Genomic DNA, 20,653 nt, shown 5'->3' on the forward strand with positions numbered 1-20,653 from the left:
CTATATAAATATGTGCCTTGCACCGACGAATTTGTAAGCATTATTATTTCGGCGCTTTGTGGCTTATTTTAAATGGAACGTCGGGCATGTTAATTAAACGCAATATAGTGGCACTATTTGCTTTCTCCTTTATCGCCAGTGCATCTGCTTCGGAATTATCCATTGGTGCAGGTGCGATATATAATGAATCTCCTTATCGCGGGTATAATGAAAATACCCATGCTATTCCCCTCATTAGTTATGAAGGCGAATCATTCTATGTTCGGCAAACCACGCTGGGCTACATTTTGTCTAAAAGTGAACAAAATGAATTTAGTCTGACCGCTTCCTGGATGCCGTTGGAATTTGATCCTGGCGATAACGACGACCACGCCATGAAAAAGCTCAACAAGCGTGACAGTACGATAATGGCGGGCGCGGCCTGGTATCATCATGAAAATTGGGGCAGCGTGAAAGTTTCTGCGGCCGCAGATGTTCTGGATAACAGCAATGGCTGGATGGGAGAATTATCACTGTTCCGTAAAATTCCTGTCGGACAGCTTGCTTTGATCCCGTCTGCTGGCGTGCTTTACTACGATGAAAATTTCAACGACTACTATTACGGTGTGTCAGGCAGTGAATCCCGTCGCAGCGGTCTGGATCGCTATTCCGCACAGGACAGTTGGGTTCCTTACGTCAGCCTGACCGCAAAATACCCCGTCACTGACAACATTATTCTGATGGCGAGCGCGGCTTACAGCGTGCTGCCAGATGAAATCAAAGACAGCCCGATGATCGACCGTGATGACAGCTTTACTTTCATGTCAGGCGTGAGCTGGCGCTTCTAAAAGAATGAGAAGAATTGCCGGACAGCGGCCATTGTCCCGGCCTGGGATTGGGTCAATTCACAGGTCTGCCGCTGTTCGGCATATTTCTACCGCTCTTCAGTTAAGAGAACTACACTGTAATAATAATTGTCCCGGAACGCACTGTTGCCGGGAGTCACTTTCCCTCTCCATGACGCATTATTGATCCATGCAGCATATTAAGCTGTAATTTGTGATAAATATGCCCGTTTAACTTGTATTGTCGAATATTCACACTGAAATAGAATAACGCTCTACTAATTTGTTTTTAGAGATTATTTAACAGCGCCTGGATTGATCTTTTAGGTATTCAGTCTGCACTTTGCTTGCGGCGAGATTAAAATGAACGCTTCAGGTATCTATTGAAATTAACTCTATTTTTTTTAAACTTGCGTAAGACAATATCTACAAGGACTTACACATGTTTAGCTATCGATAGTTCAGTAAAACGTGAGTATGTAATGATGGAATACCAGTTACATGGATTTATGATAGGTCGGGAAATATTTTTTGATATCAGTGAGTCGAGAATTTTCAGGCTGCCGGTAAATAAAATGGACAGTGTAATTGCATTTGGTGGCGTATTTTTTAACCGCACAATGCTACGCTTGTTTGTTTATCTTTTACTGAACGCCAGGACCCATTATGTTTCAAAAGATGAGTTACTCGTCAACGTCTGGGAAAAAAATGAATTAAGTGCTTCCACACAGCGTTTGTCTACGATGGTTAAAAATCTCAACAACAAATTATATTTGCTGGGATTACCTCAGCATTCCATCGTTAGCGTAAAAGGAAGCGGATACATACTGGCACTGGATAATATTCAACCGCTCTACAGTGCGGTTGATGAGGCAGATTATCAAATATAGGTATCACTCAATCGGGTGCCAGCTTATTCCGCAGCGTGATGTCGCCTGCGGATTATTCCCCTGGACGTCAACGCCCAGGGTTTTTTTTATGCGTCAGGCAGAAATCCGGTCGTAAGTATAAGGCGAATCCCCTGAACGTTTCTGGCATCTGACAAAATTCGACCATTTCCCCTGTTTGATCAAGGCAGCCGCGCTATTCTCTCTGGCACTCTGTGGTTTTATGGCGGGGGGAGGGTGCAATGAACCGGTTTATCATGGCGGATGCGACTAAGTGTATTGGCTGTCGTACCTGTGAAGTCGCTTGCGTGGTCTCGCATCAGGAGAATCAGGACTGTGCCGCGGTGTCAGCAGAACACTTTGTCTCGCGCATCCGGGTTATTAAGGAAAATACCTTTACCACCGCCGTTGCCTGTCATCAGTGTGAAGACGCACCGTGCGCCAATGTTTGCCCGACACAGGCCATTCGTCGCGATCGTGGACACATTTTTGTTGAGCAGGTGCGCTGTATTGGTTGTAAAAGCTGCATGTTGGCGTGCCCGTTCGGCGCAATGAACGTTGTTGCACAAACCTCGCGCGTACAGGCGGTGAAATGCGATCTCTGTTGGCATCGTGATACGGGGCCAGCCTGCGTGGAGGCTTGCCCGACAGGGGCATTGAAGTGTGTGGATGCGGCGAGCGTGCAGCGTCAGCGTCTGCACGCTCAGCCTTTATAAGCGCATTACCCGGCCCGATCAGGCCGGGATGGCGTTACTGATTTTCCTTCCAGGCGCGCTCCACCTCTTCAGCCAGAATTTTCACCCCAGCTTCAATTTTCTCCGGATCGGGAACATAGTTCATGCGCATACACTGGTGCGTGTGCGGCCAGGGTTTATCGAGCCCCGGGAAGAAGTAATGTCCCGGCACCATCAGTACGCCGCGTGCTTTCAGACGCTGGTAGAGTAACTCGGTGGTGATCGGCAAATCCTGGAACCACAGCCAGAGGAAAATTGCCCCTTCTGGTTTGTGAATTAAGCAGCGATTTTCAGGTAAATAGCGGCGAATGATCGCAATGGTTTGCTGAACACGCTGAAAATAGAACGGTTTGATGACTGTTTCTGACAGTCGCATCAGGTCGTTACGCTTAATCATTTCGCACATCATGGCCGGCCCAATCCCGCCTGGCGCAAGGCTAATGATGCCGTTCATATTGGCGATGGCCGTGATGATTTTTTCATTGGCGATGATGATACCGCAGCGTGAGCCGGGCAGTCCCAGTTTGGAGAGACTCATGCACAGCACAATGTTGGGATTCCACAGCGGGCGCGCTTCGCTGAAAATAATGCTCGGGAACGGCACGCCATAGGCATTATCAATGACCAGTGGAATGTCGTGCTGGTTGGCAAGCGTATCGAGTTTTATCAGCTCTTCATCTGTGATGACGTTACCCGTCGGGTTAGTTGGCCGGGAGACGCAGATCATCCCGGTCTCTTCACCAATATGCAGATGTTCGAAATCTACGTGATACTTGAACTGACCCTCTGGCAGCAGCTCAATATTGGGACGCGCCGAGACGAACAGATCCTCTTCCAGCCCGGAATCCGCATAGCCGATATATTCCGGTGCGAGAGGGAACAATACCTTTTTGGTGGTCCCATCAGCGCGGCGGCCTGCAAAGAGGTTAAACAAGTAGAAAAACGCACTCTGACTGCCATTTGTTAGCGCAATATTCTGCGGTTCGATATCCCAACCCAGATTTTCACGGAGCAGCGAAGCAAGCGTGGTCAGCAGCTCGGTTTTCCCCTGCGGGCCGTCATAATTGCAAAGCGCATCAGTGAGTTTGCCGTTTTCCAGCATCTCAGTCAGGAGCGTCTGGAAGTAATCCTGCATCGCCGGGATTTGTGCCGGATTACCGCCGCCCAGCATGATTGCGCCTGGGGTGCGTAAACCGTCGTTGAGGTCCTCCATCAGGCGGGTAATGCCTGAATGGCGGGTGAATTTGTCGCCGAAAAGTGAAAATGTCATAACGGATGGTCTGTCAAACGCTGAGTCGAAGTGAGTTACCTTAACGCTAGCACTGGCAGGGTGCAAATCGAGCTGAAACGGGTGCTTTGACGTTTTATGCTTATAATTTTCTTCAGTGTAGTGTTTTGTTTTGCTGCGTCTGAGGAGTTCTGACCTCAGACGCCGGTTTACGTTAACGCTGGCCTGCCCAGATGACCATCACCGAATCGTCGCCGTGCTGGCGAACGAAGCCGTATCCCTGTTTGAGCGAGAGCGTGGTTTGCTTACCTGCGCCGATGGCCGAATGCCGGGCTCTGAACTGACCGAGGCGCTGCCAGTGGGTAACGTTGTCGGCCAATTTTCCGCTGACATCCTGCCAGTTCATCTCAGAGCGTGTGCCCTGTAACGGATCAGAGCCTGTGGGGCCGAAAGGTCGCGCGGACTCATCGCCATAGAATATTTGTACAGCGCCGGGCGCTAACAACAGCAACTCAGCGGCTTTATCTCCGCCTTCACGGAACAGACGAGTATCATGCGAGGAGAGATAACTCAATACATTGAAACTCTGTAACTTTTCCGCCATCTGCTGCCAGACGAGCTCCATACCTGACAGGCAATCGACGGCTTTTGCGGCCTGCTCCTGATAGTCAAAGTTGATCATCGCGTCAAAACCGTGGCGATAGTAGTCGCTCTGCATTACGCCGTGACCCCAGGCTTCACCCGTCATCCAGAACGGCTTATCATCGAGCGCTTTGTCCGGATTCGCTTTTTTCCATTCAACCAGTGCCGCGCTGGCCTGCGTTTTTAACTGTTGCCAGGCCGGAAGTTCGACGTGTTTTGCCGTGTCGACGCGAAATCCATCGACACCGTAATCGCGCACCCACTGACTCAGCCAGTGGGTCAGGTAATCCCGGGGCGTGTAGCCCTCAATGGCTTTCGCGCGCGTGTTGGCTTTATGTTGATAAAACACCGGCAGACCAGATGGGGTCGTCGATTCGGTTTTCAGATCCGGCAGGAAAGCCAGCGACATTGTGAGATCGTCAAAGCCAGGATTGTCGTAATCGCCAATGTCAGTGCGGATCCACGCTTTCCCCCACCATTTTTCCCAGGCGGCCTTATCGCTAAAGTTGATGTAATCATTGAAGCTGTGCCAGCTCTGCCCGGCGGCAGGTTTCCAGTCTGTCCAGCGCTCACCGAGCGTTTTTTTCAGCTCATCGCCAGAAAGGTAGAGCGCGCCGAACTGATATTCCTGCATGTCTGCCAGCGTGGCGTAGCCGATGTGGTTCATTACGACATCAAACAGAATGCGGATCCCGCGCCGGTGTGCGCCGTCAATCAGCGCACGCAGGTCGGCTTCGTTGCCCATGTTGGCATCAAGCGTGGTCCAGTCCTGCGTGTAATAACCGTGGTAGGCATAGTGCGGGAAATCGCCTTTCGTGCCGCCACCCACCCAGCCGTGGATCTGTTCGAACGGAGCGCTTATCCATAATGCATTCACGCCCAGTTGTTGCAGATAATCCAGTTTGTGAGTCAGACCGCGTAAATCGCCGCCATGAAACGTGCCGATTTCCTCCATGCCGTCCTTATGGCGACCATAACTCTGGTCATTGGACGGATCGCCGTTCTCGAAGCGGTCGGTGAGCACAAAATAGACCGTGGCGTTGTGCCAGTCGAACGGCGCTGGTGCGTCGGTCTCTGCCCGTTCCAGCAGTAACAGGCCATTGCTGGCAGGTGCGGGTTGCAGGGTTATCTGACCGTTTTTCACCGTGGCGGTCTGTCCGCTGTAAAAATCGCGTACCACGCTCCCTTCCGGGAAAGTCTGCGCGACCGCTAACGTCAGTGGCTTTCCATCCCACTTCGGACACTGGCGCGCCACATTGGCGGTAGGTTCGGCTTCGCGCGGCAGCGTAATCATTAACGTTGGCGTACCAGAACGGGTATCGATTTCCATCGTATAACGGCCATCTTTGAACAAACGCCATTGCGGCGGGGTCCCTTCGCACGGGATCAGCGACAGCATCTGATTGAGTTTTATCGTATTAGCCGGCTGCCAGCACTGTTGGTCAAAATTGAGCGTTAAGGAACGAGTACCCTTCGTCAATTCAGCGTGACTGGCAAACTTACCGGTTCCCTCCGCGGTAAAAGAGGGGAAGCCCTGAGACGTCCATGTTGCGGCGCTCGTGATGCCTGGCAGTAGCGCGAGGGCGATGGCAGCAAGTTTCATTGTGCGGTCCTTTTTGCGGCGATTTTAACCAGTTTGCCTGAGAACCCGCTGACGAAACTCATCCTTCAACTGCATTCAACCAGGATGAGGGGCGCGGATGAGTGATTTTGGGCAAAAAATAGCCTTAATTTGCGATAACCACCACAAATCGTTCGAATTAGTTCCTTGTGGGATAGTTTATGCGTGACACGGTTTCGGAATTGGCCTATTCATTAGGGTGCTCTTGATCGCTATTTTTGATATGATTTGAGATTCAACTCTCAAAATTGTGAAAAATATAAGGTGTTGGAATGATTCAATCCGACCAGGAGACCTAATGATATTGACTCCCATACGACGATATGGGGCAATGATTCTTATGTTACTCACCATCGTATTTTCGGGTGAGGTGCTGGCAAAGACGCACACAACAACATCGAGTCAAAAGTCCCACGTAACCAAGACAAGTAATAAACAGGTAAGCAGTAAACAAGAGTATTCTCGCAATAGTGCAAAGAGCAGTTCACTTCCTGATTTGCGAAAATACCCTTCCGGAACACCAAGGAAAAAAGCGTTTCTCCGGACGGTTATGCCTTATATTACCAGTCAAAATGCGGCGATCACTGCCGATCGTAACTGGCTGATCTCAAAGCAGTATCAGAATCGCTGGTCACCGACTGAGCGTAAGCGCATGAAAGATATTGCGAAGCGCTACAAGGTGAAATGGTCGGGCAACACCCGGAGTATTCCGTGGAATACGTTGCTGGAGCGCGTAGACATCATCCCGACCAGTATGGTGGCGACGATGGCTGCGGCAGAAAGCGGTTGGGGTACTTCTAAGCTTGCGCGTAGCAATAACAACCTGTTCGGCATGAAATGTGCGAAAGGGAGTTGTAACAATGCGCCAGGTAAAGTGAAAGGTTACTCTCAGTTCGATTCCGTTAAAGAGTCGGTCAGCGCCTATGTAATTAACCTGAACACGCATCCGGCTTACGCCTCTTTCCGTAAATCACGCGCACAGTTGCGTAAAGCGGATCAGGAAGTAACGGCGACAGCGATGATTCATAAGCTGAAGGGTTATTCAACGAAGGGGCAGAGTTACAACAACTATCTGTTCGCGATGTATCAGGATAACCAGCGATTAATCGCAGCCCATATGTAATCCCCGAACGCCTTCTGCAAAGAAGGCGTTTTTGTTTCGGTCCCACCGCATCACATCAACACTTCACTGTTCAGATCGCGATATTCTTTCGGCGTCGTATCGTACTCCTTCTTAAAAACGGAATAGAAATACTGCAGCGAAGGATAGCCGCACATCTGCGAGATTTCGTTGATCGACAGCGTCGTGGAAATCAACAGGCTACGCGCTTTCTCCAGCTTTTCAGCGTGGATCACCGCATGAATGGTCTCTCCCACTTCTTCTTTAAATCGCTTCTCCAGATTGGAACGTGAAATCCCAACCGCATCCAGTACCTGATCCACCTTGATGCCTTTGCAGGCGTGGTTACGGATATAGTGCATCGCCTGAATAACGGCGGGATCGGAGAGGGAACGGTAGTCTGTCGAACGACGTTCAACGACGCGCACCGGAGGCACCAGGATGCGCTGGAGCGGCAGTTCCTCATCGGCCAGCAGGCGATGTAGCAGCTTTGCCGCCTGATAGCCCATTTGCCTCGCGCCCTGAGCCACCGATGACAGCGCAACCCGTGACAGATAGCGGGTCAGTTCCTCGTTATCAATGCCAATGACGCACAGCTTTTCGGGTACCGGAATATGCAGGTGTTCGCAGACCTGAAGAACATGGCGGGCGCGGGCGTCAGTGACCGCGATAATACCCGTCTGCGGCGGCAGGGTTTGCAGCCAGTCCGCCAGTCGATTTTGCGCGTGTTGCCAGAGTTCAGGCGCGGTTTCCAGTCCCTGATACACCACCCCCCGATACTTCTCCTCCGCCACCAACTGGCGGAAGGCATGCTCGCGTTCCGCCGCCCAGCGCTTTCCGCTGGAGGCCGGCAGGCCGTAGAAGGCAAAGCGGTTGACGCCTTTTTCTTTCAGGTGCAAAAAGGCGCTCTCAACGAGAGCATGGTTATCGGTGGCAATATAATGGACAGGAGGATAATTTTCCGCCAGATGATAGGAGCCTCCGACACCGATGATGGGCACATGGACGTCAACTAACAATCGTGCGATTTCATCGTCGTCATAGTCAGCAATCACGCCATCACCTAACCACTCTTTGATGTTATCAATGCGGGCGCGGAAGTCCTCCTCAATGAAGATGTCCCATTCGGATTGCGAGGCTTGTAGATATTCACCGACCCCTTCCACCACCTGACGGTCGTAGGCTTTATTGGCATTAAATAACAGGGTAATACGGTGACGTTTATCAAACATGGTTCTGTCTCTGCTCACTCTTTCATAAACGACAATGCCGGACAGGAGTGACCGGCATAAAAATAGCCCTATTTTTCAGCAGTTCAGGCGCGGCGTTTTGTCGCTGAATCCATCCATACTGCCAGCAACAGAATCGCTCCCTTCACGATATACTGCCAGAACGTTGGGACATCCATCATACTCATTCCGTTATCCAGAGAAGCCATAATAAATGCACCCATCACTGCGCCGGCAACGCTGCCGACGCCACCCGCCAGGCTGGTTCCGCCGATGACGCAGGCGGCAATGGCGTCCAGTTCGGCGATGTTTCCCGCCGATGGCGACCCGGCACCGAGACGCGAACTGAGAATGAGCCCGGCAATCGCCACCATCAGACCATTGATGGCGAACACCGCCAGTTTGGTCCGCGCGACGTTAATGCCGGAAAGACGGGCGGCCTCCAGATTGCCCCCTATGGCATAAATACGTCGGCCAAATGCGGTTCGTGTCGCCATGAACATCCCGGCGAGCAGCAAAAATACCAGCAGCAGAACGGGCGTCGGCACACCGCGATAATCATTCAACAGCCAGATGGCGCCTAACACAATCACGGCAGTTAATGCCTGGCGGCCCACTACGCTGGTTGACGCCGGGGCATCAAGACCCAGGGACTGCCGGCGCATGCGCCCGCGCCACTGCCAGCCGATAAACGCCATCAAACCCATCGCGCCGAGGGTGAAGCCCAATCCATTGGATAAGTAGCTTTGCCCAATCTGCGACATGGCGGAGCTGGTCGGCGATACGGTTGTACCATTGGTGATGCCGATGAGGATACCGCGAAACGCCAGCATCCCGGCCAGAGTCACAATAAATGAGGGAACTTTGCGGTAAGCGACCCACCAGCCATTCCAGGCGCCGAGCAGCAATCCCAGCGCCAGCGTGACGATAATGGTGAACGGCAGCGGCCAACCCAGCCAGACGTCGCAGATAGCCGCGACGCCGCCCAGCAGTCCCATCATGGAACCGACGGAGAGATCGATTTCCGCTGAGATGATGACGAATACCATGCCGACCGCCAGGATCCCCGTAATCGCGGTCTGGCGGAGCAGGTTGGAGACGTTACGTGCGCTGAGATACGCACCGTCCGTTGTCCAGGTAAAGAACAGCATGATCACAATGATGGCCGCGATCATCACGAACACCTGTAGATTCAGCGATTTAATCCCAGGAAAAACGCCCGTCAGTGGGGCGGTGAGTTTAACGTCAGACGGATTGTTTTTCGACATGATGTTCGCTCCTCAAAGCGGCTTCCATCACCTGCTCTTGCGTCAGGTTATGATTGACCAGGTTGGCTTTCAGTTTTCCTTCATGCATCACCAGAATGCGGTCGCTGAGCCCCAGCACTTCGGGCAATTCAGACGAAATGACAATTACGGCGATACCCTGCTGAACGAGCTGGTTAATGAGCTTGTAGATTTCATATTTCGCGCCGATATCGATGCCCCGGGTAGGCTCATCAAGGATGAGAATTTGCGGGTTAAGCAACAGGCAGCGCGCCAGAATGGCTTTTTGTTGATTCCCACCGCTCAGACGTCCGATCGCCAACTCAGGAGAAGACGTTTTGACTTTGAGACGTTGCAGGGATTCGAGGATGCATTTGTATTCGGCGGCATCGTCTAACTGGCTTACCTTGCCAGTGAACTGATCAAGCGCGGCGAGGGTAATGTTTTTCCCCACCGCCATGACCGGCACAATACCATCGCGTTTGCGGTCCTCCGGAACCATGGCGATCCCGTGGGCGATGGCCTGCTGGCAGTTGCGGATGTTAACGGACTGACCGTCAATCACCACCTCTCCTTCCCAGCGCCCGGGCCAGACGCCAAACAGACACTGAACAAGCTCCGTGCGTCCCGCGCCGACCAGACCAGCAATCCCCAGGATTTCGCCGCGCTTTAGTGAGAAGGAAACGTCATTCACGCGCCGGATATGGCGATTGACGGGATGCCAGGCCGTGAGGTGATCAACGCGTAAAATCTCTTCACCCGTGGTGTGAGGTTCGCTGGGGTAGAGTGCAGTGAGTTCGCGGCCAACCATCATGGTGATGATATCGTCTTCGCTCATGCCAGCCGCGTCGCGGGTGCCAATATGCTTGCCATCACGGATCACGCAGATCGTGTCGGAAATGGCTTTCACTTCGTTCAGCTTGTGTGAAATGTAGATGCAGGCGATATCGTGCTGTTGCAGATCGCGGATGATCTCCAGCAGCACCGTTGTTTCCTGTTCGGTGAGTGACGCTGTCGGCTCGTCCAGAATCAGCAGGCGCACTTGTTTATTCAGCGCTTTCGCAATTTCAACCAGCTGTTGCTGACCAAGGCCCAGTTCGCCCACCCGGGTATCGGGCGAAATTGCCAGACTGACCTGCCTGAGCAATTTTTGGCAGCGCAGGGTCATCATGTCGTAATCCAGCACGCCATGACGGCTTATTTCGCTACCGAGGAAAATATTCTCCAGCACGGTTAAGTGCTTAACCAGTGCTAACTCCTGATGGATGATGGCAATCCCTTTGCGCTCGGTATCACGAATATGGTTGGCCTGTAGCGTTTCTCCAGCAAATACAATTTCACCTTCGTAACTGCCATGGGGATAAATACCGCACAGTACTTTCATCAGCGTCGATTTACCTGAGCCATTCTCGCCGCATAATGAAATAATTTCACCGGCATTCAGTCTGAGGCTGACGTTATCAATCGCCTTGACGACACCGAAGGTTTTGGTGATGTTCTTCATTTCAAGTAGACAGGACATAGCGACTCCGCAGTAGCCAATGAGAGAACCGGGCGTAGTGGGAAATGCGCGCCCGCAGCCATCGCTGGGGCGCTGCGCTTACAGTTCGCTCTGCTTATGGAATCCGTCTTTAATCACGGTCTCATTGATGTTGTTTTTGTTAACGTCAATCGGCGTCAATAAGCGGGAGGGGACATCTTTCAGACCGTTGTTTAACGTAGCGTCGGCTTTAGGTTGCTGTCCGTTACCCAGTTCTACGGCGATTTCGGCGGCGGTATTGGCCAGCAGCGTAATCGGTTTATACACGGTCATTGTTTGTGTTCCTGCGACAATGCGCTTGATACCCGCAAGGTCGGCGTCCTGACCTGAAATCGCCACTTTTCCTGAAAGCCCTTGCGCACTGAGCGCCTGAACCGCACCGCCTGCCGTCGCGTCATTAGAGGCGACAACGGCGTCAATGTTGTTATTGTTCGCGGTTAAGGCGTTTTCCATAATTTTCAGCGCATTTTCCGGCAGCCAGCCGTCAACCCACTGATCGCCAACCACCTTTATTTTTCCGGAATCGATATACGGTTTTAAAACTTTCATCTGCCCGGCGCGGAAGAGTTTGGCATTATTATCGACCGGCGAGCCGCCCATCAGAAAATAATTTCCCTGAGGGACACGTTCAACTAATGCCTGGGCCTGTAATTCACCGACTTTTTCGTTATCAAATGAAATATAGAAATCGATGTCTGCGTCATTGATCATGCGGTCATAAGCTAAAACTTTAATACCTTCCTGTTTCGCCTCTTTAACCACGTTACTTAATACTTGTCCGTTATAAGGAATAATAACGAGGACATCCACGCCTCGGTTAATCATATTTTCAATCTGCGACATCTGGGTTTCTTCATTCCCGTTCGCGGACTGGACAAAGACTTTTGCGCCAAGCGATTCGGCTTTGCTGACGAAAATATCGCGATCTTTCTGCCAGCGTTCGAGGCGCAGGTCATCAATCGCCATGCCGATTTTAATTTCTTTGGCATGTCCTGCCACGCTGGTGAGCAAAAGGGAGGTGCAGACAGTGAGTAAGAGATTCTTCATCTTCATAATCGTGATGCCTTTCGTTAGAGGGAGCAACAATAAAAGTAACAATCACAGCATAAGACGTTGCAGAATTTAGCAATTCATACGGGGAAGACAATTACAGATTTTTATCTTGCGGTTACGAAATTTGGTTTATTTCCTGAATTATGACCAGGATCGTACTTTTTACGGTGAAGACTGAATGTTGCATTTATGCCAGCAGAGTACCCATTTTTTGCAAATGGATATTTTTATTTTGCGAGGTGGCGCACACTTGTGAATTCTCTCAATAGCAGTGTGAAATAACATAATTGAGCAACGGGAGGGGAGTGCTCAATATTACGACATGACCTATTCTCGTCGTATTTCCTGATTATGGAGTTCATTATGCAGGCATATTTTGACCAACTCGATCGCGTTCGTTATGAAGGCCCCCGTTCCACTAATCCGTTAGCATTCCGTCATTACAATCCTGATGAGATCGTATTGGGCAAACGGATGGAAGATCATCTGCGTTTTGCAGCCTGCTACTGGCATACCTTCTGCTGGAACGGGGCTGATATGTTTGGTGTCGGGGCGTTTAATCGTCCGTGGCAGCAACCGGGGGATGCGCTGGCGCTGGCAAAACGTAAAGCGGACGTCGCGTTTGAATTTTTCCACAAGCTGCACGTTCCGTTCTACTGCTTCCACGATGTCGATGTTTCGCCGGAAGGCGCGTCGCTGAAAGAGTACAAAAATAACTTCGCCGAAATGGTGGATGTGCTGGCAGAGAAACAAGAGCAGAGCGGCGTGAAACTGCTGTGGGGTACGGCAAACTGCTTCACCAACCCCCGTTATGGTGCCGGGGCGGCGACGAACCCGGATCCGGAAGTGTTCAGTTGGGCGGCCACCCAAGTGGTAACGGCGATGGACGCCACGCACAAACTGGGCGGTGAAAACTACGTGCTGTGGGGCGGACGTGAAGGGTACGAAACCTTGCTGAATACCGACCTGCGTCAGGAGCGTGAGCAGATTGGCCGCTTCATGCAAATGGTGGTTGAGCACAAGCACAAAACGGGCTTCCAGGGCACGTTGCTGATTGAGCCGAAGCCGCAGGAACCGACCAAGCATCAGTATGACTACGACGCCTCGACCGTTTACGGCTTCCTCAAGCAGTTTGGTCTGGAAAAAGAGATCAAACTGAATATTGAGGCTAACCACGCGACGCTGGCAGGTCACTCGTTCCACCACGAAATCGCCACGGCGATTGCGCTGGGTCTGTTTGGCTCTGTCGATGCCAACCGGGGTGACGCGCAGCTGGGCTGGGATACCGACCAGTTCCCGAACAGCGTAGAAGAGAACGCGTTGGTGATGTACGAAATCCTCAAAGCGGGCGGTTTCACCACCGGTGGCCTGAACTTTGACGCCAAAGTGCGCCGTCAGAGTACGGATAAATACGATCTGTTCTATGGCCATATTGGCGCGATGGACACGATGGCGCTGTCGCTGAAAATTGCCGCGCGCATGATTGAGGATGGCGAGCTGGATAAGCGCGTCGCGAAACGTTATGCCGGCTGGAGTAGCGAACTGGGCCAGCAGATCCTGAAAGGACAGATGTCGTTAAGCGAACTGGCGCATTATGCTGAACAGCACAACCTGGCGCCGGTGCATCAGAGCGGTCATCAGGAACAGCTGGAAAACCTGGTGAATCATTACCTGTTCGATAAATAATCGATATCGCCGGGTGACGCAGCGTTTCCTGGTCGGTGATTTGACAAGCCCGGTGAGCGTTGTGGCACCGGGCATTTCAGTTTAAGGAACCCACTCTATGTATATTGGGATCGATCTTGGCACCTCGGGCGTGAAAGCGATTTTGCTCAATGAGCAAGGCGAGGTGGTCGCATCGCAAACGGAAAAACTCACCGTCTCTCGTCCTCATCCGCTCTGGTCGGAGCAAGATCCCGAACAGTGGTGGCTGGCGACCGACCGCGCCCTGAAGGCGTTGGGCAAGCAGCATTCGTTAAGTCAAGTGAAAGCGTTGGGGATTGCCGGGCAGATGCATGGCGCGACGTTGCTCGACAGCCAGCAACAGGTGCTGCGACCGGCCATTCTGTGGAATGACGGACGTTGTGGCGAGGAGTGTGCGTTGCTGGAGTCAATGGTACCGCAGTCGCGCGCCATCACGGGTAACCTGATGATGCCTGGATTCACGGCTCCGAAGCTGCTGTGGGTACAGCGCCACGAGCCAGCGGTGTTCCGGCAGGTGGCAAAGGTGCTGCTACCGAAAGACTATCTGCGTTTACGCATGACCGGTGAATTTGCCAGCGATATGTCTGACGCTGCGGGAACGATGTGGCTGGATGTGGAAAAACGTGACTGGAGTAACGTGATGCTGAATGCCTGCGGCCTGACCCGTGACCATATGCCCGCGTTATTCGAAGGGAGTGAGATTACCGGCAAATTGCTGCCTGATGTCGCAATGGCGTGGGATATGCCTGCGGTTTCTGTCGTTGCAGGCGGTGGCGACAATGCGGCGGGCGCAGTCGGCGTAGGGATGGTCAATGCCGATCAGGCCATGCTGTCACTGGGAACGTCCGGCGTCTATTTTGCCGTCAGTGACGGTTTCCTGAGCAAGCCCGAAAGCGCAGTACACAGCTTTTGCCATGCGTTGCCTGAGCGCTGGCATCTGATGTCGGTGATGCTAAGTGCAGCCTCCTGTCTGGACTGGGCGGCAACATTAACCGGTCTGAAGACGGTGCCGGCGCTGATTGATGCGGCGCAGCAGGCTGATGAGGCAGCCGACCCTGTCTGGTTCTTGCCGTATCTTTCAGGTGAACGTACGCCGCACAATAATCCGCAGGCGAAAGGCGTGTTTTTTGGTCTGACCCATCAGCATGGACCGGCTGAGCTGGCGCGCGCGGTGCTGGAAGGCGTGGGCTATGCGCTGGCCGACGGGATGGATGTGGTACATGCCTGTGGGGTGAAGCCGCAAAGCATCACGCTGATCGGCGGCGGTGCGCGCAGCGCGTACTGGCGGCAAATGCTGGCGGATATCAGCGGCCTGCAACTGGATTATCGCACCGGTGGTGATGTGGGGCCGGCACTGGGTGCCGCTCGTCTGGCGCAAATTGCGATGAATCCGGAGAAGCCATTAGCCGAGTTATTACCGCAACTTCCGCTTGAACAAACACACATGCCTGACAGGCAACGCCATAGCGTTTATCAACAGCGCCGGGAAACCTTCCGTCGTCTTTATCAGCAGCTACTTCCACTCATGTCTTGAGCCTGAGTCCCTCCTGTTTTGCAGGAGGGATTAACCCAAAGCATATAAATAATTGATCAATAAATTAAATATATGGATTTATTCTGAAATTCCATTTTCTGTTCATTTTTCAGTGTTGTCTTTCATAGGTTATCCCTAATCTGCATCCGTTGGATAAGGAGATCCCAGTGAAAAGCTCAACGTTAATTTCCTGGTTGTTGCTCATCTCAGGCACATCGATTTACGTTATCGGCTTAGGGATGGCATGTCCCTTACTGAGCGGAAAAGGTTATTTCCTCGGTGTCCTGGTGACCGCAATGTTTGTCACATACGTTTATCTACGTGAGGAAAAACGCGACCAACTGGACGATAGCGTCGTTACCGTGTGCCAACTGGTCGCGCTTATCACGCTGGGGTTGTTTCTGGTCGGCATCCTCAACGCGCCGCTATCACTGAGTGGGCGGGGTCTCTATCCGGTGGCGCTCTTTATGGGTCTACTGGGTTTTGTACGCCTGATTCGTGCATGGGATCAGTAAATAAAAAGGGGATCACTTTGCTGTGGGGTTTCCTGGTTTGCTATTTGTTACGGCGTCTGAGACGGCGCTCTCCCTGATAACGGTTTTAGCCTCTCTGAAATGCCCGGCGCCACGACCGGGCATTTCAACATCAACTGACCAGCCTGCGCGTATCGATGCGTTGTAACAGCATTGAAAGCAGTAAACTGGCCACGAGGGTCGCGCTGAAAATCCACAACATATCCAGCGGCGGCCAGCGTTTGATTTCCAGACCGCTGGTGCGCAAGGCATGAATAATGAGCGCATGAAAGCCATAAATGCCGAGTGAATGGCGTGAAATCAGCCCCAGCCCAGGGACCGTTTGCGTATTCAGCGTGTTTTTCACCAGCGTCAGTAGCGCGACTGCACAGATAAAGACCATGGGGCCGCAATAGAGATACCAGGTATCGGCAAAATTGCCGCGCCACTGTAGTTCATGCAATGTCCCACGAGAGATGACCCACACCGCCAGCATGAAAAGTCCCGCGCTTAACCAGGAAAGCGCGCGTTTTTGTGTTTCCATCATGCCGATAGCGCGTCCCAGCATCCCGTACAAAATGTAGTAAAAGGTATCGCCGTTGATATACAAATTAATGGGGAGCCACTCGAATCCGCCGACTTTTTGCGACACGGTATTCGGATTGGCGAGAATGCCAATGACCACTATCAGCACCAGCAGCATTTTGCCACTCACGTTTTTCACCTCAATCAGCGGCGAGACCAGATAGATCACAGCGATCGCGAAGAAAAACCACAGATGATAGAACACCGGTTTTTGCAGCAGATTTTTTAAGGAGAGTTCGGCGTTAATCGAAGTAAATAATGTGATGTAGAGCAGGGCAACGGCGCTGTAGAACAGCAGGCACAGCGCGATGCGTAAAAAATGGCGTGGTTGTGCGCTGCGCTCGCCAAAAAAGAGGTAGCCCGAAATCATAAAAAATAGCGGCACGCTGACGCGTGAAGCCGAATTCAGTACGTTGGCAAGATCCCAGTTAACGGGACTGACACTCTGTGCATTGGTGATGTACCAGGTTGTGGTGTGAATCATGACCACCATCAGACAGGCGATCCCTCGCAGGTTATCAATCCAGAAAATTTTGGGCTGCATCAGTTCCTCTGTTTTCGTTTCAAAAATGGTCTGACTCACATTTTGTCAGCCTGTCCCGCTGGATTAATCTGAGTTTTTACACTAAAGGTTGTGATGGTCCGATGAGATTCGCAAAATGCGTCTGCCACACCGAACGTAATAATAATAAGACTGATCAGTAAATTAGGCGGTAATAAAATGATGATGAAATCTTTTTTTCCAGCAATGGTGATTCTGTTGCTGGCAGGATGTACACCCTCCCAGCCATCGCCGACACAAAAGGCGCAGAAAGTGAAAGTCAGCCCCGCGCGCACGCTGGATATGGAAGCGCTGTGCAAAGATCAGGCTGCGCGACGCTATAATACCGGTACGCAGAAAATTGATGTTACGGGCTTTGAACAATTTCAGGGAAGTTATGAGATGCGCGGCGCTACCTTCCGTAAAGAGAGTTTTGTCTGCTCTTTTGACGCGGATGGGCAGTTTTTACATCTTTCCATGCGTTAAGCCCTGCCTTTTTCCCGTTTCGTACTGTATATCTTGCAGTCAGCGGGTATACTGAACCCTTCCTTTTAAAACCACACGTATCCAGCACGAAATACTATGCAAAAGTTTGATACCAAGACCTTCCAGGGCCTGATCCTGACATTACAGGATTACTGGGCTCGTCAGGGCTGTACCATTGTTCAACCTTTGGACATGGAAGTGGGTGCAGGTACCTCGCACCCGATGACCAGCCTGCGTGCGTTGGGGCCAGAACCGATGGCAACCGCGTATGTGCAACCTTCTCGTCGTCCAACTGATGGACGCTATGGCGAAAACCCGAACCGTTTACAGCACTACTATCAGTTTCAGGTGGTGATTAAGCCCTCTCCGGACAACATCCAGGAGCTGTATCTCGGGTCGCTGAAAGAGCTGGGTATGGATCCAACCATCCACGACATTCGCTTCGTGGAAGATAACTGGGAAAACCCGACGCTGGGTGCCTGGGGTCTGGGCTGGGAAGTGTGGCTGAATGGGATGGAAGTGACACAGTTCACTTACTTCCAGCAGGTCGGCGGACTGGAATGTAAGCCGATCACCGGTGAAATCACTTATGGTCTGGAACGTCTGGCCATGTACATTCAGGGCGTAGACAGCGTTTACGACCTGGTCTGGAGCGACGGCCCGTTGGGTAAAACCACGTATGGCGACGTGTTCCATCAGAACGAAGTGGAGCAATCCACCTATAACTTCGAATACGCGGACGTGGACTTCCTGTTCACCTGCTTTGAGCAGTACGAGAAAGAAGCGCAGCAACTGCTGGCGCTGGAAACGCCGCTGCCGCTGCCTGCCTACGAGCGTATTCTGAAGGCCGCCCATAGCTTCAACCTGCTGGATGCGCGTAAAGCCATCTCCGTCACCGAACGCCAGCGCTATATTCTGCGTATTCGTACCCTGACTAAAGCAGTGGCAGAAGCTTACTACGCTTCCCGTGAAGCCCTCGGCTTCCCGATGTGCAATAAAGACAAATAAGAGGCGGCCATGTCTGAGAAAACTTTCCTGGTGGAAATCGGCACTGAAGAGCTGCCACCAAAAGCCCTGCGCAGCCTGGCGGAATCCTTTGCTGCGAACGTGACGGCGGAGCTGGATAACGCCGGCATCGCGCACGGCCATGTTGAATGGTTTGCGGCACCGCGTCGTCTGGCGCTGAAAATCGCTAATCTGGCGGAATCACAGCCCGATCGCGAAGTTGAAAAACGCGGTCCGGCGATTGCCCAGGCATTTGATGCCGAAGGCAAACCGAGCAAAGCGGCAGAAGGCTGGGCTCGGGGGTGTGGTATTACCGTTGATCAGGCTGAGCGTCTGACCACCGATAAAGGCGAATGGCTGCTGTATCGTGCACACGTGAAAGGCGAAAGCGCCGAAGCGCTGTTGCCGAACATGATCGCTACATCGCTGGCGAAACTGCCGATCCCGAAACTGATGCGCTGGGGAGCAAGCGACGTGCATTTCGTACGTCCGGTTCATACCGTGACTCTGCTGCTGGGCGACAAAGTCATTCCGGCGACCATTCTGGGTATTCAGTCCGATCGCATTATTCGCGGCCATCGCTTTATGGGCGAGCCGGAGTTCACCATCGACAATGCCGACCAGTATCCGCAAATCCTGCTGGAGCGCGGTAAGGTCATTGCCGACTACGAACAGCGTAAAGCCAAAATCAAAGCGGATGCCGAAGACGCGGCGCGTACTATTGGCGGTAATGCCGATCTGAGCGACAGCCTGCTGGAAGAAGTGACCTCGCTGGTGGAATGGCCGGTGGTACTGACGGCGAAATTCGAAGAGAAATTCCTCGCGGTACCCTCTGAAGCGCTGGTGTACACCATGAAAGGTGACCAGAAGTACTTCCCGGTCTACGCCAACGACGGCAAACTGCTGCCGAACTTCATCTTCGTTGCGAACATCGAATCGAAAGATCCTCAGCAAATCATCTCCGGTAACGAGAAGGTGGTGCGCCCGCGTCTGGCGGATGCCGAGTTCTTCTTCAATACTGACCGTAAAAAACGACTGGAAGATCACCTGCCGCGTCTGCAAACCGTGCTGTTCCAACAGCAGCTGGGTACATTGCGCGACAAGACCGATCGTATTCAGGCGCTGGCGGGCTGGATTGCCGGTCAGATTGGCGCAGACGTTAACCATGCCACCCGTGCGGGCCTGCTGTCGAAATGTGACCTGATGACCAACATGGTCTTCGAATTCACCGATACCCAGGGCGTAATGGGCATGCACTATGCTCGCCACGATGGTGAAGCGGAAGATGTTGCTGTCGCTCTGAACGAACAGTATCAACCGCGCTTTGCCGGTGATGACCTGCCGTCTAACCCGATTGCCTGCGCACTGGCGATTGCGGATAAGATGGACACCCTGGCGGGAATCTTCGGTATCGGTCAGCACCCGAAAGGGGACAAAGACCCGTTTGCGCTGCGTCGAGCTGCGCTGGGCGTGCTGCGCATTATCGTTGAGAAGAACCTGAACCTCGATCTGCAAACGCTGACCGAGGAAGCGGTGCGTCTGTACGGTGATAAGCTGACCAACGCGAACGTGGTGGATGACGTGATCGACTTTATGCTCGGTCGCTTCCGGGCCTGGTACCAGGATGAAGGTTACACCGTGGATACCATCCAGGCGGTGCTGGCACGTCGTCCGACCCGTCCGGCTGATTTTGACGCGCGTATGAAGGCGGTCTCGCACTTCCGTACGCTGGAAGCGGCATCTGCGCTGGCGGCAGCCAACAAGCGTGTCTCTAACATCCTGGCGAAGTCTGATGAGACGCTGAACGAGCGTGTTAATGCCTCAACGTTGAAAGAGCCAGAAGAGATCGCGCTGGCGATGCAGGTTGTGGTACTGCGTGACAAGCTCGAACCGTACTTTGCCGAAGGCCGTTACCAGGACGCGCTGGTGGAACTGGCTGAACTGCGCGAGCCGGTCGATTTATTCTTCGAAAAAGTGATGGTGAACGTCGAGGATAAAGAGTTGCGTATCAACCGCCTCTCGATGCTGGAAAAACTGCGTGAGCTGTTCCTGCGTGTGGCGGATATTTCGCTGCTGCAATAAACATCGCGCAAGTCACCACCGCAAACAAACGCTGAAACCTGCCCTCGGGCAGGTTTTTTTA

The 20,653-nt window shown here is 52.5% G+C and carries 17 protein-coding genes; 10 read left to right on the top strand and 7 right to left on the bottom strand.

What is annotated here, in order from left to right; translation table 11 throughout:
• Positions 1 to 86: 86 nt before the first annotated feature.
• The 3 genes from HVZ37_RS00890 (at position 87) to HVZ37_RS00900 (ending at position 2,427) form a co-directional block, all read left to right on the top strand.
• On the top strand, positions 87 to 827 hold the full coding sequence (locus tag HVZ37_RS00890; protein ID WP_044253795.1) for a MipA/OmpV family protein: 741 nt from the start codon (positions 87 to 89) through the stop codon (positions 825 to 827).
• 479 nt (positions 828 to 1,306) lie between these two features.
• Positions 1,307 to 1,714, top strand: a complete 408-nt coding sequence (locus HVZ37_RS00895) for a helix-turn-helix domain-containing protein (protein ID WP_224267565.1) — start codon at positions 1,307 to 1,309, stop codon at positions 1,712 to 1,714.
• Between the two features lie 239 nt (positions 1,715 to 1,953).
• Positions 1,954 to 2,427 carry a 4Fe-4S dicluster domain-containing protein gene (locus HVZ37_RS00900; RefSeq protein ID WP_042998585.1) on the top strand — a complete coding sequence of 158 codons (474 nt, stop codon included), beginning with the start codon at positions 1,954 to 1,956 and terminating at the stop codon, positions 2,425 to 2,427.
• 34 nt (positions 2,428 to 2,461) lie between these two features.
• Here the strand turns inward: HVZ37_RS00900 and avtA are convergent, their stop codons facing one another.
• Positions 2,462 to 3,715 carry a valine--pyruvate transaminase gene (gene avtA, locus HVZ37_RS00905; protein ID WP_042998584.1) on the bottom strand — a complete coding sequence of 418 codons (1,254 nt, stop codon included), beginning with the start codon at positions 3,713 to 3,715 and terminating at the stop codon, positions 2,462 to 2,464.
• A 172-nt stretch (positions 3,716 to 3,887) separates the two neighbouring features.
• Entirely contained in the window at positions 3,888 to 5,918 is a 2,031-nt protein-coding gene (gene malS / locus HVZ37_RS00910; RefSeq protein ID WP_181628022.1) for an alpha-amylase, read from the bottom strand.
• 316 nt (positions 5,919 to 6,234) lie between these two features.
• Between malS and HVZ37_RS00915 the strand changes: the two genes are divergently transcribed.
• On the top strand, positions 6,235 to 7,059 hold the full coding sequence (locus HVZ37_RS00915; protein WP_042998582.1) for a protein bax: 825 nt from the start codon (positions 6,235 to 6,237) through the stop codon (positions 7,057 to 7,059).
• Between the two features lie 50 nt (positions 7,060 to 7,109).
• On the opposite strand, the gene xylR is transcribed toward HVZ37_RS00915, so the two are convergent.
• From xylR to xylF, 4 genes are all read right to left on the bottom strand, one after another.
• A complete protein-coding gene (gene xylR / locus HVZ37_RS00920) occupies positions 7,110 to 8,288 on the bottom strand; it encodes a D-xylose utilization transcriptional activator XylR (protein WP_042998581.1) in 1,179 nt (392 codons plus the stop codon).
• 83 nt (positions 8,289 to 8,371) lie between these two features.
• Complete coding sequence (gene xylH / locus HVZ37_RS00925) at positions 8,372 to 9,553, bottom strand: xylose ABC transporter permease XylH (RefSeq protein WP_044328306.1); 1,182 nt, start codon at positions 9,551 to 9,553, stop codon at positions 8,372 to 8,374.
• The gene (locus HVZ37_RS00930) at positions 9,531 to 11,072 is read right to left on the bottom strand and encodes a xylose ABC transporter ATP-binding protein (RefSeq protein ID WP_042998579.1); all 1,542 of its coding nucleotides are present in this window, start codon (positions 11,070 to 11,072) and stop codon (positions 9,531 to 9,533) included. Before HVZ37_RS00930 ends, xylH begins: the two co-directional genes overlap by 23 nt.
• A 78-nt stretch (positions 11,073 to 11,150) precedes the next feature.
• The gene (gene xylF, locus HVZ37_RS00935; RefSeq protein ID WP_042998578.1) at positions 11,151 to 12,143 is read right to left on the bottom strand and encodes a D-xylose ABC transporter substrate-binding protein; all 993 of its coding nucleotides are present in this window, start codon (positions 12,141 to 12,143) and stop codon (positions 11,151 to 11,153) included.
• 363 nt (positions 12,144 to 12,506) lie between these two features.
• On the opposite strand from xylF, the gene xylA reads away from it, so the two are divergent.
• The 3 genes from xylA (at position 12,507) to yiaB (ending at position 15,896) form a co-directional block, all read left to right on the top strand.
• Positions 12,507 to 13,829 carry a xylose isomerase gene (xylA, locus tag HVZ37_RS00940; protein ID WP_042998577.1) on the top strand — a complete coding sequence of 441 codons (1,323 nt, stop codon included), beginning with the start codon at positions 12,507 to 12,509 and terminating at the stop codon, positions 13,827 to 13,829.
• A 97-nt stretch (positions 13,830 to 13,926) separates the two neighbouring features.
• On the top strand, positions 13,927 to 15,381 hold the full coding sequence (gene xylB / locus HVZ37_RS00945; protein ID WP_044253776.1) for a xylulokinase: 1,455 nt from the start codon (positions 13,927 to 13,929) through the stop codon (positions 15,379 to 15,381).
• Positions 15,382 to 15,548: 167 nt separating this feature from the next.
• A complete protein-coding gene (gene yiaB / locus HVZ37_RS00950) occupies positions 15,549 to 15,896 on the top strand; it encodes an inner membrane protein YiaB (protein WP_181628023.1) in 348 nt (115 codons plus the stop codon).
• A gap of 130 nt (positions 15,897 to 16,026) precedes the next feature.
• Here yiaB and HVZ37_RS00955 read toward each other — a convergent pair whose 3' ends face one another.
• On the bottom strand, positions 16,027 to 17,022 hold the full coding sequence (locus HVZ37_RS00955; protein ID WP_181628024.1) for an acyltransferase: 996 nt from the start codon (positions 17,020 to 17,022) through the stop codon (positions 16,027 to 16,029).
• 177 nt (positions 17,023 to 17,199) lie between these two features.
• On the opposite strand from HVZ37_RS00955, the gene HVZ37_RS00960 reads away from it, so the two are divergent.
• The 3 genes from HVZ37_RS00960 to glyS all read left to right on the top strand — a co-directional run bounded on the left by HVZ37_RS00960 (position 17,200) and on the right by glyS (position 20,592).
• On the top strand, positions 17,200 to 17,505 hold the full coding sequence (locus HVZ37_RS00960; protein WP_181628025.1) for a YsaB family lipoprotein: 306 nt from the start codon (positions 17,200 to 17,202) through the stop codon (positions 17,503 to 17,505).
• A 96-nt stretch (positions 17,506 to 17,601) separates the two neighbouring features.
• Positions 17,602 to 18,513 (top strand): glycine--tRNA ligase subunit alpha, encoded by a 912-nt coding sequence (glyQ, locus tag HVZ37_RS00965; protein ID WP_042323214.1) that lies wholly within the window; start codon positions 17,602 to 17,604, stop codon positions 18,511 to 18,513.
• 9 nt (positions 18,514 to 18,522) lie between these two features.
• Positions 18,523 to 20,592 carry a glycine--tRNA ligase subunit beta gene (glyS, locus tag HVZ37_RS00970; protein WP_044253773.1) on the top strand — a complete coding sequence of 690 codons (2,070 nt, stop codon included), beginning with the start codon at positions 18,523 to 18,525 and terminating at the stop codon, positions 20,590 to 20,592.
• Positions 20,593 to 20,653 lie beyond the last annotated feature (61 nt).

It is taken from the genome of Citrobacter sp. RHB35-C17 (assembly GCF_013816795.1).
Classification (GTDB): domain Bacteria; phylum Pseudomonadota; class Gammaproteobacteria; order Enterobacterales; family Enterobacteriaceae; genus Citrobacter_A; species Citrobacter_A amalonaticus.

What these genes read in the sequence shown, in the direction of transcription:
- HVZ37_RS00890 (WP_044253795.1), top strand. Translation starts at nt 87, where the DNA reads ATGTTAATTAAACGCAATATAGTGGCACTATTTGCTTTCTCCTTTATC.
- HVZ37_RS00895 (WP_224267565.1), top strand. Translation starts at nt 1,307, where the DNA reads ATGATGGAATACCAGTTACATGGATTTATGATAGGTCGGGAAATATTT.
- HVZ37_RS00900 (WP_042998585.1), top strand. Translation starts at nt 1,954, where the DNA reads ATGAACCGGTTTATCATGGCGGATGCGACTAAGTGTATTGGCTGTCGT.
- avtA (WP_042998584.1), bottom strand. Translation starts at nt 3,715, where the DNA reads ATGACATTTTCACTTTTCGGCGACAAATTCACCCGCCATTCAGGCATT.
- malS (WP_181628022.1), bottom strand. Translation starts at nt 5,918, where the DNA reads ATGAAACTTGCTGCCATCGCCCTCGCGCTACTGCCAGGCATCACGAGC.
- HVZ37_RS00915 (WP_042998582.1), top strand. Translation starts at nt 6,235, where the DNA reads ATGATATTGACTCCCATACGACGATATGGGGCAATGATTCTTATGTTA.
- xylR (WP_042998581.1), bottom strand. Translation starts at nt 8,288, where the DNA reads ATGTTTGATAAACGTCACCGTATTACCCTGTTATTTAATGCCAATAAA.
- xylH (WP_044328306.1), bottom strand. Translation starts at nt 9,553, where the DNA reads ATGTCGAAAAACAATCCGTCTGACGTTAAACTCACCGCCCCACTGACG.
- HVZ37_RS00930 (WP_042998579.1), bottom strand. Translation starts at nt 11,072, where the DNA reads ATGTCCTGTCTACTTGAAATGAAGAACATCACCAAAACCTTCGGTGTC.
- xylF (WP_042998578.1), bottom strand. Translation starts at nt 12,143, where the DNA reads ATGAAGATGAAGAATCTCTTACTCACTGTCTGCACCTCCCTTTTGCTC.
- xylA (WP_042998577.1), top strand. Translation starts at nt 12,507, where the DNA reads ATGCAGGCATATTTTGACCAACTCGATCGCGTTCGTTATGAAGGCCCC.
- xylB (WP_044253776.1), top strand. Translation starts at nt 13,927, where the DNA reads ATGTATATTGGGATCGATCTTGGCACCTCGGGCGTGAAAGCGATTTTG.
- HVZ37_RS00955 (WP_181628024.1), bottom strand. Translation starts at nt 17,022, where the DNA reads ATGCAGCCCAAAATTTTCTGGATTGATAACCTGCGAGGGATCGCCTGT.
- HVZ37_RS00960 (WP_181628025.1), top strand. Translation starts at nt 17,200, where the DNA reads ATGATGATGAAATCTTTTTTTCCAGCAATGGTGATTCTGTTGCTGGCA.
- glyQ (WP_042323214.1), top strand. Translation starts at nt 17,602, where the DNA reads ATGCAAAAGTTTGATACCAAGACCTTCCAGGGCCTGATCCTGACATTA.
- glyS (WP_044253773.1), top strand. Translation starts at nt 18,523, where the DNA reads ATGTCTGAGAAAACTTTCCTGGTGGAAATCGGCACTGAAGAGCTGCCA.